The following is a 16,305-nucleotide window of genomic DNA, read 5'->3' as shown; positions in this document are numbered from 1 at the left end:
CAGCAGATGCGGGTCAGTCTAGGCCAAGAACGGGGCACTAGGCCAGACATGGTGTCTGGCCCAGGTACGGCCGGCTTCAGTCCGCGGCTGGCGCAGGCTGGATGGCAAGCTGGTCGGCCAGGCGCACGAACGCCGCCAGGTCCAGTTGCTCGGGGCGCAGGCTGCCGTCGACGCCAGCAGCTTCGATTTCAGCGGTGCTCAGCAGGTTCTTGAGTGTATTGCGCAAGGTTTTGCGGCGCTGGTTGAACGCTTCGCGCACGACTCGCTCCAGCAATTTGTGATCCTTGGCCGGGTGGGGCAGCACGGCGTGAGGCACCAGGCGCACGATGGCCGAGTCGACCTTCGGCGGTGGGTTGAACGCGCCGGGCCCGACGTTGAACAGGTGTTCGACGCGGCAGTGGTACTGAACCATGATTGACAAACGACCCCAATCACCACCACCAGGCCCTGCAGCCAGGCGCTCGACCACTTCCTTTTGCAGCATGAAGTGCATGTCGCGGATGATCCCGGCGTTGTTCAGCAGGTGGAAGATCAGCGGCGTGGAGATGTTGTAGGGCAGGTTGCCCACCACCCGCAGGCTATTGGGCGCTGCGTTGAGGCTGTTGAAGTCGAACTTCAGTGCATCGCCCTGATGCAGGTTGAAGTTGGGCTTGTCGGCGAACTGCTGGTTGAGGATCGGGATCAGGTCCTTGTCCAACTCAACCACATCCAGTTGGCCGCCACTGTTAAGCAGGCCTTTGGTCAGTGCGCCCTGGCCCGGGCCGATTTCCAGCAGGCGGTCTTCGGGCTTGGCATGGATAGAGCGCAGGATACGGTCGATCACGCCAGCGTCGTGCAGGAAGTTTTGCCCGAAGCGCTTACGCGCCCGGTGTTGGTAATGCTCGGTCATATACGGGTCTCGGCCATCTGATAGGCGGTTTCCAGGGCCACGTGCAGGCTGCCGGTATCGATCTTGCCGCTGCCCGCCAGGTCCAGGGCGGTGCCATGGTCGACGGACGTCCGGATGATCGGCAGGCCCAGTGTCACGTTGACGGCGGCGCCGAAGCCTTTGTATTTAAGCACCGGCAGCCCCTGGTCGTGGTACATCGCCAGCACTGCATCGCAGTGCTCCAGATATTTGGGGGTAAACAGAGTGTCCGCAGGCAGTGGGCCACGCAGGTCCATGCCTTCTTGGCGCAGACGCTCCAGGGTTGGTTCGATGATGTCGATTTCTTCATGGCCCAAGTGGCCGCCTTCACCCGCGTGGGGGTTGAGCCCACAGACCAGGATGCGCGGCTGGGCAATGCCGAATTTCTGTTGCAGGTCGGCATGCAGGATGCGCGTCACACGCTCCAAACGTTCGGCAGTGATGGCGTCCGCAATCTCACGCAGGGGCAGGTGCGTGGTCACCAGGGCGACTCGCAGGCCGCGCGTGGCCAGCATCATGACGACTTGAGCGGTGTGGGTCAGCTCGGCAAGGAATTCGGTATGGCCGGAAAAGGCGATGCCAGACTCATTGATCACGCCCTTGTGCACTGGGGCGGTGATCATGCCGGCGAAGTCGCCGTCGATGCAGCCTTGCCCTGCGCGAGTCAGGGTTTCCAGCACGAACGCCGCATTGGCCTTGTCCAGTTGCCCGGCCACTACCTTGGCCTGCAGCGGGGTGTCCCACACATACAGGCTGCCGGCGGGAGCGGGCAGGTCGGGCCAGTAACCCGGCGCCACGTCCAGCAAATTGACGGCCACACCCAGCTGCGCGGCCCGCTCGAGGAGCAGGTCACGGCTGGTAATGGCGATCAGGGGGTGTGGCTGGGATTGCGAGGCGAGCAGCAGGCACAGGTCAGGACCAATGCCGGCCGGCTCGCCGGGTGTCACCGCGAAACGCTGGGGTTTCACTGAGTAGCCTGGTCGGTGCCTGTTTGCTCGGCGCCTGGCAGCTTGTTCTCAACGTAGGCTTCATCGCGGATCTGACGCAGCCAGGTTTGCAGCTCTTCGTCGTATTTGCGGTTACGCAATACGTTCAGTGCTTGTTGCTCGCGGGCCTGGTTGGTGTTGTCGGTGGCGCGACGGCCAAGGACTTCCAGCACATGCCAGCCATATTGGGTCTTGAACGGCTTGGACAGCACACCTTGCGGAGTATCGGCCATCACTTGCTGGAACTCTGGCACCAAGGCTTTCGGGTCGATCCAGTTCAGGTCGCCGCCGTTGAGGGCAGAACCCGGGTCTTCCGAGAAGCTTTTGGCCAGGGTGGCAAAGTCTTCACCGCTTTCGATGCGGTCATAGATCTTCTGGGCCAGTTCCTTGGTTTGCGCTTCGGTGCGGATTTCGCTTGGTTTGACCAGGATGTGACGAACATGTACTTCGTCTTTCAGTGAGGTCTCGCCACCGCGTTTTTCCAGCAACTTGAGAATGATGAAACCGCCTGGGGTACGGGCTGGTTGAGTAATGCCACCCACTTCCATAGCGCTCAGCTCGCGGTCGAACGGAGGCGGCAATTGAGCGGCTTTACGCCAGCCCATGTCACCGCCTTCGAGGGCGTTGTCGCTGCCGGACTGGGCGATCGCCATTTGGGCGAAGTCGGCACCGGCCTTCAAGCGATCATAAATAGCCTGGGTTTTAGCGGCGGCTGCATTGAGCTGCTCGGAGTTGGCGCTGTCCGGTGTCGGGATCAGGATGTTGGCCAGGTGCAGTTCTTCGGAAAGCTGCATCTTGCCCAGGTCCGACGCCAGGAAGTTCTTCACTTCCTGCTCGGACACTTGAACCCGCTCGGCGACACGGCGCTGACGCACACGGCTGATGATCATTTCACGGCGGATCTGGTCACGGGCGTCCTCATAGGACAAACCGTCGTGGGCCAGGGCTGCACGGAACTGGTCAATGCTCATGTTGTTGCGCTGGGCAATGGTGCCTACCGCCTGGTTCAGTTCTTCGTCCGAAATACGGATGCCGGAACGATCACCGATCTGCAATTGCAGGTTTTCGACGATCAGGCGCTCCAGAACCTGTTGGTCCAGGACGCTGGTCGGTGGCACGCCACCGCCACGCTTGGCGATGGTTTGCTGGACTTCCTTGACGCGTTGGTCCAGTTGGCTCTGCATGATCACGTCGTTATCGACGATGGCCACTACCTTATCCAGCTGTTGAACCGCAGCGTGTGCCGATGCGGTCCCCAGGAACAGCGCGCCCAGCACTAGCGGGCGCAGACAATCAGAAAGCTTGGTTTTCACGTTCACGATAACCTTCAATGCCTTTGTCGAGGAAGCTCTCTACCTTGGCGCCGGTCAGGCCGCCGAGTCCTTTAAGGACGATCTGGAGGAAGAGCCCGTGGTCACCCTTTTCGTTAAGCGGGGCGATCTGGCTGTATTCGTCGTTGGAAACCCAGTAACGGTTGATGAGGCGCAGTTTCCAGCAGCAGTTGTCGTACTCGAAACCACCGAAGGCTTCCAGGGTACGGTTGCGGGCGTAGTCATACTGCCAGCGGGTGATCAGGTTCCACTGAGGAATGATCGGCCACATCATCGAGAAGTCGTGTTGTTGGATTTTGTAGTAATCCTTCACGTAGTTCGCGTCGCCTGGCTGGCCGTAGTCACCACCGAACTGCCATTTGCCGGTCAGCTGGTTGTAGACGACCTGGTCGTTACGATAGCGATAACCGACGTTGATGATCTTGTTCGGGTTGTCTTCCGGCTGGTAGTGAAGCATCGCGCTGCCGGAACGAGGACTGTGTTCTTCTGTGTCCCAGTTGTAGTCGGCCGTGGCGCGCCAATCGCGGTTGAAGCGGAACTCGTAGTCCAGGGCGACTGGCGATACGTCCGACTGTGCATCGGCACGGTCGGAGGCCAGGATGCCCGGCAGTTGAACTTCACGATCCTTGAAGTACAGCGCCTGGCCCACGGATACGCGCTGGCGCTCGAAACCGTTGTCTTCGATCCAGCGGCTGGTCAAGCCCAGCGACAGCTTGTTCTCGTCGCCGATACGGTCGGAGCCGCTGAAACGGTTGTCGCGGAACAACGACGCGTAGCTGAACGAGTACTCGCTGGTGTCGAAGACCGGGATGTCCGCCTGGTCCTTGTTCGGCACGTACAGGTAGAACGCACGCGGCTCGAGGGTCTGGCGATAGTCTTTGCCGAACCAGTTGGTATTGCGGTCGAAGTACAGGCCGCTGTCGACGCTGGCCACCGGAACCGCACGGTCCTGGGAGCTTTTGAAGGTGCCGCCCGCGTACGGGTTGGCTGCGGTTGCTGCAGCCTGATCCGCAACGATCTGGTTCTTGCCGATGTTGTCCAGGTCCAAGTCGTACTTGGTGTACACGTACTTGAGCTTCGGCGTGACGAAGCCGTAGGTCCAGTTCATCGGGTATTCAACGGCCGGCGCCACGTTCAGGCGGGTACCGTTGGCACGGGTCAGGCCACGGACGTAGGTGTCCAGGCGACGCTCGATGTCCCCGTTTTCATTGGTGAAGTTGCCGTTCTCCAGGTCGCGGTCGAAGCGTACGGCTTCGGTCTCGTAGCTGAAGTTCAAGCCACCTGGATGGTACGGCAGAGTACCGTTGAAGGTGATCTGCGGCAGGCGGTCATACGGGGTGACCTGGGAAATCGTTGCCAGCTGGTAGGCCTGCAGGTTCAAGCGAGCCTGGAAGGTGTCGCCGCGATACGTCACGGAGCCTTGCTGGTTGACGTAGTCGCGACTCTCGACGCCTTCCTGGTAGGACTTGAGGTCCTGGAAGTAGTAAGGATCGCTGATCGTTGTGTAGTCGACCTGGGTCATTACACGCGAATCCAACCCGCCCTGGTGTTGCCAGTTGAGCATGTAGCGGGTTTTCTCGTAATCGGTCTGACGCTTGCGCTCGTCGTTGTCGTCGTTCAGGTATGCGCCGCCGAACTGGCCTTCGCTGGACTTGGTGAGGTAGCGGAATTCGCCTTCCATCATCATGCCGCGCTTGGTCATGTATTGCGGGTACAACGTGGCGTCGTAGTTCGGCGCCAGGTTGAAGTAGTACGGCGTAACCAGGGTAAAGCCGGTTTCGCTGCCGCTGCTGAAGCTCGGTGGCAGGAAGCCGGATTGACGACGGTCGTCGATCGGGAAATAGATGTAAGGGGTGTACAGGATCGGGATGTTCTTGATCCGCAACGTCGCGTTGGTAGCCGTACCGAAGCCGGTGGCCGGGTTCAACGTGATGTTGTTGCCTCGCAGCTGCCAGGCGTTGCTGTCTGGCTCGCACGTCGTGTACGTACCGTCCTTGAGACGGATGATCGCGTTTTCGGCACGCTTGGCGTACAGCGCGTTACCGCGGATACGTGACTTGTGCAGCACGTATTCGGCGTTGTCGATTTGGGCCGCGCCGGTGTCGAGTTGCACTTCGGCATGGTCGCCGACGATCAGTGCACCGTTGTCGCGCAGACGGACTTTGCCATTCAGCTCGCCACGGTTCTCGGCCTGGTACAGGCTGGCTTCTTCGGACTCCAGCTGCATGCTGCCTTGGCGCATGACGACGTCACCGGCCAGGGTCGCGACTTGCGACTCCTGCTCGTAACGCGAGGCTTTGGCACCGATGAAGGTGGGCGCATCGCTCTTGTTCGTCTTGTCGTTCATGCCAGGACGAATCGGCTCGATGTACGCACCGCCGCAGTACGGGCCGGTTTCGGCCAACTGTGCGGCGGTCAGTTTGTCGCGCGGTACCCAGTCCAGGTGGCTGTAGTCGGCGCTGCGCGAGCGCAGGCCACGGCCCTTGGAATCGGTGACCAGTGCGGTCTGCGGCACGGCCTCGGCTTTGCCGCCAGCATCGGCTTGCGCCGTGCTGTTGGCGGAGCTGACGGCTGCGCCGTCATGCACCGGGCGTGGTGGCAGAGGGGCTGCGGCGGTTTTCGGCGCGCAATCCCAGGCACCCGAAGCAGAGACTGAGCAGTCATACTGTTCCGCGGCGACCACGAATGAGGTGGCGAAGGGTTGCAAGGCCAGCAGACTGCCGGTTACCAGCAACGGAAATTTTCTACGAAACGCGGGGGATTTCAATGCCATCTTATTAGTCCGGGCTTCCTGCGTGCCATCTGCCCGCGGTTTGGGCCGCACGCCTCTCGATGGTCTGAAAAAGATGCGTGATAATAAAGCATGCCCCGCTTGACGGCTAGCGCCGTCGGAGACCCTTGTAATGCCCGAGCAAGATCTACGTTTACAACAGCTGGAAGTCTGGCTGGATGAGCAGTTGCCGATCCTTTTCAACGCTCAAGGCTGGGGTGCCGTACCCCCGGCCACATTGACCGCGGCCAGCAGCGACGCGAGTTTCAGGCGCTATTTCCGTTGGGAAGGTGGCGGTCATACATTCGTGGTAATGGATGCGCCCCCCCCCCAGGAAAACTGCAAACCTTTCGTCGATATCGCACATTTGCTGGCGAAGTCAGGGATAAATGTTCCAAAAATTTATGCAGAAGATTTGCCGCGAGGCTTTCTTTTGCTCAATGACCTGGGCAGAAAAACCTATCTGGACGTGATTGACGACAAAAACGCCGACCCCTTGTTTGCCGAAGCCATCGATGCCTTGCTGGCTTTCCAGCAGTTGCCGATGGACGCGCCATTGCCAAGCTATGACGTTGCTCTGCTGCGCCGTGAGCTCGAATTGTTCCCGGAGTGGTACGTGCGTCGCCATCTGGGTATCGAACTCGATACGCAACAGCGGGCGCTCTGGCAGCGCGTCAGTGACCACCTGATCAACAGTGCCCTGGCGCAGCCGAAGGTGCTGGTGCACCGCGACTATATGCCACGCAACCTGATGATCAGCGAGCCGAACCCCGGCGTGCTGGATTTTCAGGACGCGGTCTACGGCCCGGTGACCTACGACATCACCTGCCTGTTCAAGGACGCCTTCCTCAGTTGGCCCCAGGCCCGCGTGCGGGAATGGCAGCGCGGCTATTGGGAGCGCGCGGGACGACTGGGCATCCCGGTGCAGGCCGATTTCGACGACTTCCTGTGTGCCAGCGACCTGATGGGCGTGCAGCGCCACCTCAAGGTGATCGGTATTTTCGCACGCATCTGCCATCGCGACGGCAAGCCACGCTACCTGGCCGACGTGCCGCGCTTCTTTGCTTATATAGAAGCGGTATTGGCGGATCGCCCGGAGTTGAGCGAACTGGGTGAATTGCTGGCCAGCCTGCGCCCACCTGCCGAGGCAAGCGTATGAAGGCGATGATCCTGGCCGCAGGCAAAGGTGAGCGGATGCGTCCGCTCACGTTGCACACGCCCAAGCCGCTGGTGCAGGCCGGCGGCAAGCGTCTGATCGAGTATCACTTGGAGGCGTTGGCCAAGGCCGGCTTCACTGACATCGTGATCAACCATGCCTGGCTCGGCCAGCAGATTGAACATTATCTGGGGGACGGCGCGCAGTTTGGCTTGCGCATCCGTTACTCCCCCGAGGGCGAGCCGCTGGAAACCGGCGGTGGGATTTTCCAGGCATTGCCGTTGTTGGGCGACGAACCCTTCCTGGTGGTCAATGGCGATATCTGGACCGACTACGACTTCACCCAACTCAAGCGACCGCTCAAGGGCCTGGCCCATCTGGTGATGGTCGACAACCCGGCGCATCACCCTTCAGGTGGCGATTTCTACCTTGATCAAGGTTTGCTTCATGATGCTGCGGCCGGTGCCGATAACCTGACCTTCAGTGGCATTTCAGTGCTCGACCCCAAGCTGTTCGCGGGTTGCAGTGCGGGTGCCTTCAAGCTGGCGCCGCTGTTGCGGGCGGCCATGGCTAAAGGTCTGGTAACGGGGGAACACATGGCGGGACGCTGGATTGATGTCGGCACGCTGGAGCGCCTGGCGCAAGTCGAAACCCTGCTGACAGCGGGGCAGTAACATGCTGTGGCCAGGGACGCTGATCGGCGCGGGGGCTGGCTTTGCCATAGCCAGTATTCCGGGGGCCTTGTTGGGTGCGCTGTTGGGGCAGGCGCTGGACCGTCGCCTGCAACTGCAAAGCTGGGCGCAGTTGCGCGAGCGACTGGGCGGGCGCCCGGCGTTGCGTAATGACGAGCTGTTGTTTGTGTTGCTGGGGCGTTTGGCCAAGAGCAATGGGCGAGTGGTGGACGGACATATTCAACAGGCGCGTCAGGAGATGCGCTCGCTGGACATGACCGAGTCAGCCCAGCGTCGTGCCATCGCAGCGTTCAATCGTGGCAAGGCCGGCTCCGATCGGGTGCGCCGCTATTTGCGTGTGCTCAAGGCGCAACCCCATGCGGCGGAAGGGGTATTGCGCGCGTGCTGGCGCATGGTCTGGGCAGACGGCAAGGCCGATGACGCCGAGCGTGACTTGATCGACCTGTGGGGCAAATGGCTGGGCTGGACGCCGCAACAGCTCCAGGCGCTGGCCGCCGACTACACACCGGAGCGTAAGCCGCTGGTCAGTCGTGGGCCCACCTATCAGGACGCGCTGCGCTTGCTGGGTGTGACGGCCACCACCGAACCGTCGGTGATCAAGCGCGCTTATCGCCGCCTGCTCAGCCGCCATCACCCGGACAAGGTTGCCGGCAGTGGCGCGAGCGCTGCGCAAGTGCATGAAGCCACCGAGCGCACGCGCGAACTGCACAATGCCTATGCATTGATTCGCGAACGGCGGGATTTTCGCTGATTATTTTTGCGTGAAAAACCGATCTACTGTGGGCGCTGGCTTGGCTGCGATAGCGGCGGGTCAGCAAAGCCTTTGGCACTGATAGCCCGCCATCGCAGGCAAGCCAGCTCCCACATTTCGACCGGGTTGCCAATCCGGTTTCAGTCAGCTGTCGCCTGCGGGCTCAACCACCCGCGAATCCGTCGATACAACTGCTCCTGCTCAGCCGCGCTGTTGCCGGGCAAGGCTGTCAACGACACCTGTTTATAACCGTCATTCTTCAAACGCTTGGCCGCCTGGGCGCGGGCCAGGGCGTTTTTGCGTAACTGCGGGTCATCTTGATAGAACACATCGGCGGTCGGCAGCTTCAGGCCGGGGGCCAGCTGCTGGATGTCCGGATGGCGCCCGGTTGGCGTCTGCGCCGCGACCATGACGAACTTCTGCACTTGGGACGGCTGCTTCTCGCTCAAATAACGCGCCGCCCACCAGGCGCCGGTGCCATGGCCGACCAGCACCACACTGCGCGCGCTCTGGGTCTGGGCGAAGGCCACGGCAGCGTCGATGCGGGCAAAAATGCGCGAAGCATCGGTTTTGTCCTGCTCATCGGACCCAGGAACCACTGCCGGGTCAGTGCCCTCGGCCTCAGCGCTGGCAGCCTGTTCGATGGGTTTGTCGGCGGTGCTCGCTTCCTTGCTGCTGGTATCGACGGTGGCCTTGGGCGCTTCCATCACGCGCGGCGGCAGGGTATCCACGCTCACGTCCGGCAACGACAGGCTGAGGCTACCCCAGTTGGCATCCGGCAATTTGTGCCGCAACGGACTGATCGCTTGCGGCCAGTCAGCATTCTCGCCGGCGCCCGGTACGATAATCACCACGCCTTCGGGTTCGGCACTGTTGGCCGGTTTCCACAGGGCGAGGAATGAATCGCTGCCTGCCTGCAATTGTTGCTGCTCCTGTTGCGGGATTTTGCGTTCCAGGGCGCTGGCTTCTGCGAGGCTGCGCTCAGGCAAAGGCTGGCGCTCGACGGGTTTTTCTGCGGCAGGCTCAGGGGCGTCAGCGGCCTGTACAGAAAAGGCACTGGTAAAAAGCAGCGACAGGCACAATGCTGGCAGTGCCGAACGGTGGAAAAAGGGCATCGTTAATTCCCGGCCAGAAGTGATTCCAGCAGCCTAATGGGTTGGTCAGTGTTTGTCAGTGATGTGAGACGTGGATCATGGGTTTTCGCTGTCTGCTGGTTATCGGCTGTTTGTGCCTTGCCTTGATGGCAAACGCCGCCCCTGCGCCCGCCGTTCCCCAGGCGCAGCTTGATGTGCAGCAACGCGAATGGCTGGCCCAACACCCGGAGCTGCGGGTGGGCCTGGTGTTGCAGGCACCTTACGCGCAATACGATCGGCGTTTGCAGCGGCTGTCCGGGGCCAATGTCGAGTTGATGCAAGGGTTGGCCAAGGCGCTGAACATCGAGCTGACGTGGCGTAACTTCCCCAATCAGGAGCAGTTGGAGGCCGCCGTACGCGACGGCGAAGTGGACATCGCCCCCGGCCTGCAACAAACCCCTGCCGGTTTGCGTCTGTGGTTGTTCACCGACCCTTATATGCGCGTGCCGCAGCACATTGTCGGTATCCGCGATGGCGGTGGGGCCGTGGAGTTGGAAAAACTCGATGAGCAATCCCGCGTCGCCGTGCGCATGCCCAGCGCCGTGGCCGATTACCTGCGCAGCACCTATCCCGGCCTCAACCTGCAAGGCGTGCCCATGGAGCGCCAGGCTCTGCAGTTGCTGGTGAGCCAGCAGGCACGCTACGCGGTGGTGGACGAAGCGCAATTGAGCCGTTTGTCCGGCGAAGCGGAATTCGCCGGGCTGGCGGTGGTGGGCGATATTGGCCTGCCGCAATTGCTGCGGGTGGCTACGCGGCGGGAATGGCCAGAGTTGGCCAGCATCATGGAAAGCGCCTTGCGCGCCATCCCAGCCCGCGACCTGGACCAACTGCACAGCCGCTGGCTGCAACCCAAATACCCACACCTCACAGAATCCCCAGGACTGTGGCAAAACCTAAGCCTGTTGCTGAGCTTGTTGTTGCTCGCCAGCCTGGCCACTGTGTTCTGGCAGCGTCGCCAGCAGCGGGTGCTGGAACACGGCTTGCTGGCCGCCCGCGAAGAAAGCGCGGCCCGCGCCGCCGGTGCCGAAGCCTTGCGCTTGACGCAGTTTTCCATCGACCAAAGCACTGTCGGCATCCTCTGGGTCAACTGGGACAGCCATGTGCGCTACGCCAATCGGGCGGCCGAAAGCATGCTCGGCTACGGCCCCGGTGCGTTGATCGAGCGGCCGTTGGTCGACCTTGATCCAAGCCTGCATATGGACCGCTGGCTCAACCTGTGGAAGCGCGCGCGGGCCAGCGAAGACGGTCCGCAGAATTTCGCCACCGATTGCCTGCGTGCAGACGGCAGCATCCTGCCGACAAACGTGTCCTTGAGCTTCCTGCGTTTTGCCGAGGCCGAATACCTGGTGGTCTACCTCAACGATGTCACTGAGCTACGCCGTACCCTGGCGGCCTTGCTGCAAAGTGAAGCGCAATTGCGCGAGCTGTCCGCCCACCTGGAAACCGTGCGCGAAGAAGAAAAGGCGCGCATCGCCCGTGAGGTGCACGACGAACTTGGGCAAATGCTCACGGTGCTCAAGCTCGAGACCTCAATGTGCGAGCTGAGCTATGCGCAACTCGACCCTGGTTTGCATGATCGCTTGAACAGCATGAAGCGCCTGATCGCGCAGCTATTCCAACTGGTGCGCGATGTGGCGACGGCGCTGCGCCCGCCGATTCTCGATGCCGGCATTGCCTCGGCCATCGAATGGCAGGCCCGGCGCTTCGAAGCCCGCACGCAAATTCCCTGCCTGGTACAAGTCCCGGATAACCTGCCGGCCCTCAGCGATGCCAAGGCCATTGGCCTATTCCGGATCCTGCAGGAGGCGCTGACCAATGTGATGCGTCATGCCCAGGCGCATACTGTGGAGCTGACCCTCGCCGTCGAGGGCACCGATTTGCGGCTGACCATCAGCGACGATGGCGTCGGTTTCGTCCAGGCCCAGGGGCGCCCGGTGTCGTTTGGCCTGGTGGGCATGCGCGAGCGGGTGCTGATCATGGGCGGGCAACTGAGCCTGGACAGCGAATTGGGGGAGGGCACCACCCTGAGTGTCACGGTGCCGTTGGATGCATAACACCAAGAGGAAGTCCCTGTGATCCGCGTACTGGTAGCTGAAGACCACACCATCGTTCGTGAAGGCATCAAGCAATTGATCGGCCTGGCCAAAGACCTGTTGGTCGTTGGCGAAGCGAGCAATGGCGAGCAACTGCTGGAGACCTTGCGCCATGTGCCGTGTGAAGTGGTGTTGCTGGATATCTCAATGCCTGGCGTCAACGGCTTGGAGGCGATTGCTCGCATCCGTGCGCTGAACAATCCGCCGGCGATCCTCGTGCTGTCGATGCACGACGAAGCGCAAATGGCCGCCCGTGCCTTGAAGGTCGGCGCCGCGGGTTATGCCACCAAGGACAGCGATCCGGCGCTGTTGCTCACGGCGATTCGCAAGGTGGCGGCCGGTGGGCGTTATATCGACCCGGACCTGGCCGACCGCATGGTTTTCGAAGTCGGCCTCACCGATACCCGGCCGCTGCACTCGCTGCTGTCGGAGCGCGAGTTCTCGGTATTCGAACGCTTGGCCCAGGGCGCCAACGTCAACGACATCGCCCAGCAGTTGGCGTTGAGCAGCAAGACCATCAGCACCCACAAGGCGCGGTTGATGCAAAAACTCCATATCACTTCGCTGGCTGAACTGGTGAAGTACGCCATGGAGCACAAGTTGTTGTGATGACATGCCTGTTTGCGACTACCGGTGAGAGGCGCTGAACCCATTCCCGGCGCATGGCGCCGTTGCACTGTCCCATCCCCGCCATCGGTGTAGGGCGATCCCTACCCCAAACCTTCCATCCGGCTGATGCGATTCTCTCCTGGCCCCCGATTTCCGGGGGGGCGCGCCTGGACTACGCTTGTCTCACAGCAGTCCAAAATACAAAGGTGCGGGTATGAGCGAGGTGGATTCAAATGATGTGCTGGTCAGCTTTCGTGGCGTGCAGAAGAGCTACGACGGCGAGAACCTGATCGTCAAAGACCTCAACCTGGAGATTCGCAAGGGCGAGTTCCTCACCTTGCTCGGGCCTTCCGGTTCGGGCAAGACCACCAGCCTGATGATGCTGGCCGGCTTTGAAACGCCGACGGCAGGCGAGATCCAGCTGGCCGGGCGCTCGATCAACAACGTGCCGCCGCACAAGCGCGACATCGGCATGGTGTTCCAGAACTACGCGCTGTTCCCGCACATGACCGTCGCCGAGAACCTGGCGTTCCCGCTGTCGGTGCGCGGCTTGAGCAAGACCGATATCAGTGAGCGGGTCAAACGCGTGCTGAGCATGGTCCAGCTCGACGCCTTCGCCCAGCGCTACCCGGCGCAACTCTCCGGCGGCCAGCAACAGCGCGTGGCCCTGGCCCGTGCGTTGGTGTTCGAGCCGCAACTGGTACTGATGGACGAACCTCTCGGCGCCCTCGACAAGCAACTGCGCGAACACATGCAGATGGAGATCAAGCACCTGCACCAGCGCCTCGGAGTGACCGTGGTGTACGTGACCCACGACCAAGGCGAAGCGCTGACCATGTCCGACCGCGTGGCGGTGTTCCACCAGGGCGAAATCCAGCAGATCGCCTCGCCGCGCACCTTGTACGAAGAACCGAAGAACACCTTTGTTGCCAACTTCATCGGCGAGAACAACCGCCTCAATGGTCGCCTGCACAGCCACACCGGCGAGCGCTGCGTGGTGGAGCTGGCACGTGGCGAGAAGGTCGAGGCACTGGCGGTCAACGTCGGCCAGATCGGCGGCCCGGTGACCCTGTCGGTGCGCCCGGAACGCGTCAGCCTCAATGGTTCCAGCGAAAGTTGCGTCAACCGCTTCTCTGGGCGGGTGGCGGAATTCATCTACCTGGGCGACCACGTGCGTGTGCGCCTGGAAGTCTGCGGCAAAGCCGATTTTTTTGTGAAACAACCGATTGCCGAGCTGGACCCAGCATTGGCGGTCGGCGACGTGGTACCGATTGGCTGGCAAGTCGAGCACGTTCGCGCACTCGACCCACTTCTAGAGGCGAATTGATCGCCCCCATGGCTTCACCAACCCTGCACGTGGAGAGAACAACAATGTTGAGATCCCTTAAATATTCAGCCCTGGCCTTGAGCTTGATGGGCGCGACACAGGCCATGGCAGGCCCGGACCTGACCGTCGTGTCCTTTGGTGGCGCGAATAAGGCCGCTCAGGTCAAGGCTTTCTACGCACCGTGGGAGAGCGCGGGCAACGGCAAGATCGTCGCCGGTGAGTACAACGGTGAAATGGCCAAGGTCAAAGCCATGGTCGACACCAAGAGCGTGTCCTGGGACCTGGTGGAAGTGGAATCCCCGGAGCTGTCCCGTGGCTGCGACGAGGACATGTTCGAACCGCTGGACCCGAAACTGTTCGGCAATACCGCCGACTACGTGAAGGGCGCCATTCAGCCTTGCGGCGTGGGCTTTTTCGTATGGTCGACCGTGCTGGCCTACAACGCTGACAAACTGATCTCCGCGCCAACCAGTTGGGCGGATTTCTGGGACACCAAGAAATTCCCCGGCAAGCGTGGCCTGCGTAAAGGCGCCAAGTACACCCTGGAATTCGCTTTGATGGCCGACGGCGTCGCGCCGAAGGACGTCTACAAAGTGTTGGCCGGCAAAGATGGCCAGGACCGTGCGTTCAAGAAACTCGACGAACTCAAACCGTCGATCCAGTGGTGGGAAGCGGGTGCACAACCGCCGCAATACCTGGCCTCGGGTGACGTAGTGATGAGCTCGGCCTACAACGGTCGCATCGCCGCTGTGCAAAAAGAAAGCAACCTGAAAGTGGTGTGGAACGGCGGCATCTACGACTTCGACGCATGGGCCATTCCTAAAGGCCTGGCCAAGGACCGTGCCGAAGCAGCGAAGAAATTCATCGCGTTCTCGGTGCAACCGCAGCAGCAGAAGATCTACTCGGAAAACATCGCCTACGGCCCGGCCAACACCCAAGCCGTACCGTTGCTGGCCAAGGACATCCTCAAGGATATGCCGACCACCCCGGAGAACATCGCCAACCAGGTGCAGATCGACGTGAGCTTCTGGGCGGATAACGGTGAGCAGCTCGAGCAGCGCTTCAATTCCTGGGCTGCCAAGTAACACCGCCTGCTGTGGTGGATAGGCTTGTTGTAGTGAGCGGGCTTGCCCCGCGCTGGGCTGCGAAGCAGCCCCAAACCAGGCACTGCATTCTGTCTGACGGAAAGCGGTGACTGTAATAGGGGCTGCTTCGCCGCCAGCGCGGGGCAAGCCCGCTCACTACAAATCAGAGCCCAGCCATAGGTGTAGTCTTTTTTCAGATTTTCGGAGTCAGCCATGGCCATCGCCGTTCCCTCGAACGAGGTCAACAGCCCCACCCTCAAGCAGCGTCTTGCGCGTGCCGAGCGGCTTAACCGCTGGAAGGCCCAGGCCTTGATTGCGCCGCTGGTGCTGTTTTTGCTGCTGGTGTTCCTGGTGCCGATCGTTGCGCTGCTCTACAAAAGCGTGGGCAACCCGGAAGTGGTGGGCGGTCTGCCGCGCACCGTGGTGGCGGTGACGGCCTGGGATGGTCGCGGCCTGCCGGGCGAGCCGGTGTACCAGGCCCTCAGTGAAGACCTGGGCGAAGCGCGCAAAAACCAGACCCTGGGCGATCTGTCCAAGCGCCTGAACATGGAACTGGCCGGCTACCGCAGCCTGCTGACCAAAACCGCGCGGGCGCTGCCGTTCAGCGAAACGCCGGCCTCTTATAAAGAAGCGTTGGAAAACCTCGACGAACGCTGGGGCGACCCGGCGTACTGGCAGGCGATCCGGCGTAACACCAGCAGCCTGACGCCGTTCTATTTGTTGGCGGCCGTCGATCACCGTATCGATGACCTCGGCGAAGTGGCGCCGGCCACGCCAGACCAAGCGATCTACCTGGACATTTTTGCGCGCACCTTCTGGATGGGCCTGGTGATCACCACCATCTGCCTGCTGCTGGCTTATCCCTTGGCCTATTTGCTGGCCAATTTGCCGGCGCGTAAAAGCAACTTGCTGATGATCCTGGTGTTGCTGCCGTTCTGGACCTCGATCCTGGTGCGGGTAGCGGCATGGATCGTACTGCTGCAATCCGGCGGCCTGATCAACAGTGCACTGATAGGCATGGGCCTGATCGATACACCTCTGGAACTGGTATTCAACCGCACCGGGGTCTACATCTCCATGGTGCACATCCTGCTGCCGTTCATGATCTTGCCGATCTACAGCGTGATGAAGGGTATTTCGCCCACTTATATGCGTGCAGCGATTTCCCTGGGCTGCCATCCGTTCGCCAGCTTCTGGCGCGTGTACTTCCCGCAGACCTACGCCGGCGTGGGCGCCGGTTGCCTGTTGGTGTTCATCCTGGCAATTGGTTACTACATCACTCCGGCGCTGCTCGGCAGCCCGAACGACCAGATGGTCAGCTACTTCGTGGCGTTCTACACCAACACCAGCATTAACTGGGGCATGGCGACGGCGTTGGGCGGCTTGCTGCTGCTGGCGACCGTGGTGCTGTACCTGATCTACAACCGGCTGGTGGGCGCCAGTCGCCTGCGCCTGAGCTAAGGAG

13 protein-coding genes are annotated in these 16,305 nt (G+C 61.4%); 8 read left to right on the top strand and 5 right to left on the bottom strand.

The features are described from left to right. Window positions 1-76: 76 nt before the first annotated feature. Genes rsmA through JBO08_RS11225 form a run of 4 tightly spaced genes read right to left on the bottom strand, consistent with a single transcriptional unit; the run spans window position 77 to window position 5,997 of the window. Window positions 77-889 (bottom strand): 16S rRNA (adenine(1518)-N(6)/adenine(1519)-N(6))-dimethyltransferase RsmA, encoded by an 813-nt coding sequence (rsmA, locus tag JBO08_RS11240; protein WP_065891382.1) that lies wholly within the window; start codon window positions 887-889, stop codon window positions 77-79. Beyond that, window positions 886-1,875: a 4-hydroxythreonine-4-phosphate dehydrogenase PdxA gene (pdxA, locus tag JBO08_RS11235; protein ID WP_065909917.1), complete on the bottom strand. Its 990-nt coding sequence runs from the start codon at window positions 1,873-1,875 to the stop codon at window positions 886-888. Before pdxA ends, rsmA begins: the two co-directional genes overlap by 4 nt. Then, the gene (locus JBO08_RS11230; RefSeq protein ID WP_065871786.1) at window positions 1,872-3,212 is read right to left on the bottom strand and encodes a peptidylprolyl isomerase; all 1,341 of its coding nucleotides are present in this window, start codon (window positions 3,210-3,212) and stop codon (window positions 1,872-1,874) included. The genes pdxA and JBO08_RS11230 overlap by 4 nt, the downstream gene beginning before the upstream one ends. Continuing rightward, window positions 3,187-5,997, bottom strand: coding sequence for an LPS-assembly protein LptD (locus JBO08_RS11225; RefSeq protein WP_065909915.1), 2,811 nt, complete (start codon window positions 5,995-5,997; stop codon window positions 3,187-3,189). The genes JBO08_RS11230 and JBO08_RS11225 overlap by 26 nt, the downstream gene beginning before the upstream one ends. Before the next feature lie 130 nt (window positions 5,998-6,127). Between JBO08_RS11225 and JBO08_RS11220 the strand changes: the two genes are divergently transcribed. The 3 genes from JBO08_RS11220 to JBO08_RS11210 are packed head-to-tail and all read left to right on the top strand — an operon-like array spanning window position 6,128 to window position 8,593. Further along, window positions 6,128-7,153: an aminoglycoside phosphotransferase family protein gene (locus JBO08_RS11220; RefSeq protein ID WP_220074755.1), complete on the top strand. Its 1,026-nt coding sequence runs from the start codon at window positions 6,128-6,130 to the stop codon at window positions 7,151-7,153. Beyond that, window positions 7,150-7,824, top strand: coding sequence for an N-acetylmuramate alpha-1-phosphate uridylyltransferase MurU (murU, locus tag JBO08_RS11215; RefSeq protein WP_065871783.1), 675 nt, complete (start codon window positions 7,150-7,152; stop codon window positions 7,822-7,824). The genes JBO08_RS11220 and murU overlap by 4 nt, the downstream gene beginning before the upstream one ends. A 1-nt stretch (window position 7,825) precedes the next feature. Continuing rightward, window positions 7,826-8,593: a TerB family tellurite resistance protein gene (locus tag JBO08_RS11210; RefSeq protein ID WP_065871782.1), complete on the top strand. Its 768-nt coding sequence runs from the start codon at window positions 7,826-7,828 to the stop codon at window positions 8,591-8,593. A 140-nt stretch (window positions 8,594-8,733) separates the two neighbouring features. Here the strand turns inward: JBO08_RS11210 and JBO08_RS11205 are convergent, their stop codons facing one another. After that, on the bottom strand, window positions 8,734-9,708 hold the full coding sequence (locus JBO08_RS11205; RefSeq protein ID WP_065880132.1) for an alpha/beta hydrolase family protein: 975 nt from the start codon (window positions 9,706-9,708) through the stop codon (window positions 8,734-8,736). A gap of 77 nt (window positions 9,709-9,785) precedes the next feature. Here JBO08_RS11205 and JBO08_RS11200 point away from each other — a divergent pair, with 77 nt between their 5' ends. The 5 genes from JBO08_RS11200 to JBO08_RS11180 all read left to right on the top strand — a co-directional run bounded on the left by JBO08_RS11200 (window position 9,786) and on the right by JBO08_RS11180 (window position 16,301). Further along, window positions 9,786-11,780, top strand: a complete 1,995-nt coding sequence (locus tag JBO08_RS11200) for a histidine kinase (protein ID WP_065880131.1) — start codon at window positions 9,786-9,788, stop codon at window positions 11,778-11,780. Between the two features lie 18 nt (window positions 11,781-11,798). After that, entirely contained in the window at window positions 11,799-12,428 is a 630-nt protein-coding gene (locus JBO08_RS11195) for a response regulator transcription factor (protein WP_049711271.1), read from the top strand. A 214-nt stretch (window positions 12,429-12,642) separates the two neighbouring features. Continuing rightward, entirely contained in the window at window positions 12,643-13,755 is a 1,113-nt protein-coding gene (locus JBO08_RS11190; protein ID WP_065880130.1) for an ABC transporter ATP-binding protein, read from the top strand. Between the two features lie 44 nt (window positions 13,756-13,799). Beyond that, window positions 13,800-14,840: an ABC transporter substrate-binding protein gene (locus JBO08_RS11185; protein WP_065880129.1), complete on the top strand. Its 1,041-nt coding sequence runs from the start codon at window positions 13,800-13,802 to the stop codon at window positions 14,838-14,840. 213 nt (window positions 14,841-15,053) lie between these two features. Beyond that, on the top strand, window positions 15,054-16,301 hold the full coding sequence (locus tag JBO08_RS11180; RefSeq protein ID WP_065880128.1) for an ABC transporter permease: 1,248 nt from the start codon (window positions 15,054-15,056) through the stop codon (window positions 16,299-16,301). Window positions 16,302-16,305: the final 4 nt, after the last annotated feature.

This window comes from Pseudomonas sp. LAP_36 (assembly GCF_019456785.1).
Lineage (GTDB): Bacteria > Pseudomonadota > Gammaproteobacteria > Pseudomonadales > Pseudomonadaceae > Aquipseudomonas > Aquipseudomonas tritici.
Note: the sequence above shows the minus strand (reverse complement) of the source record. Positions and strands in the feature narration are given on the sequence as shown.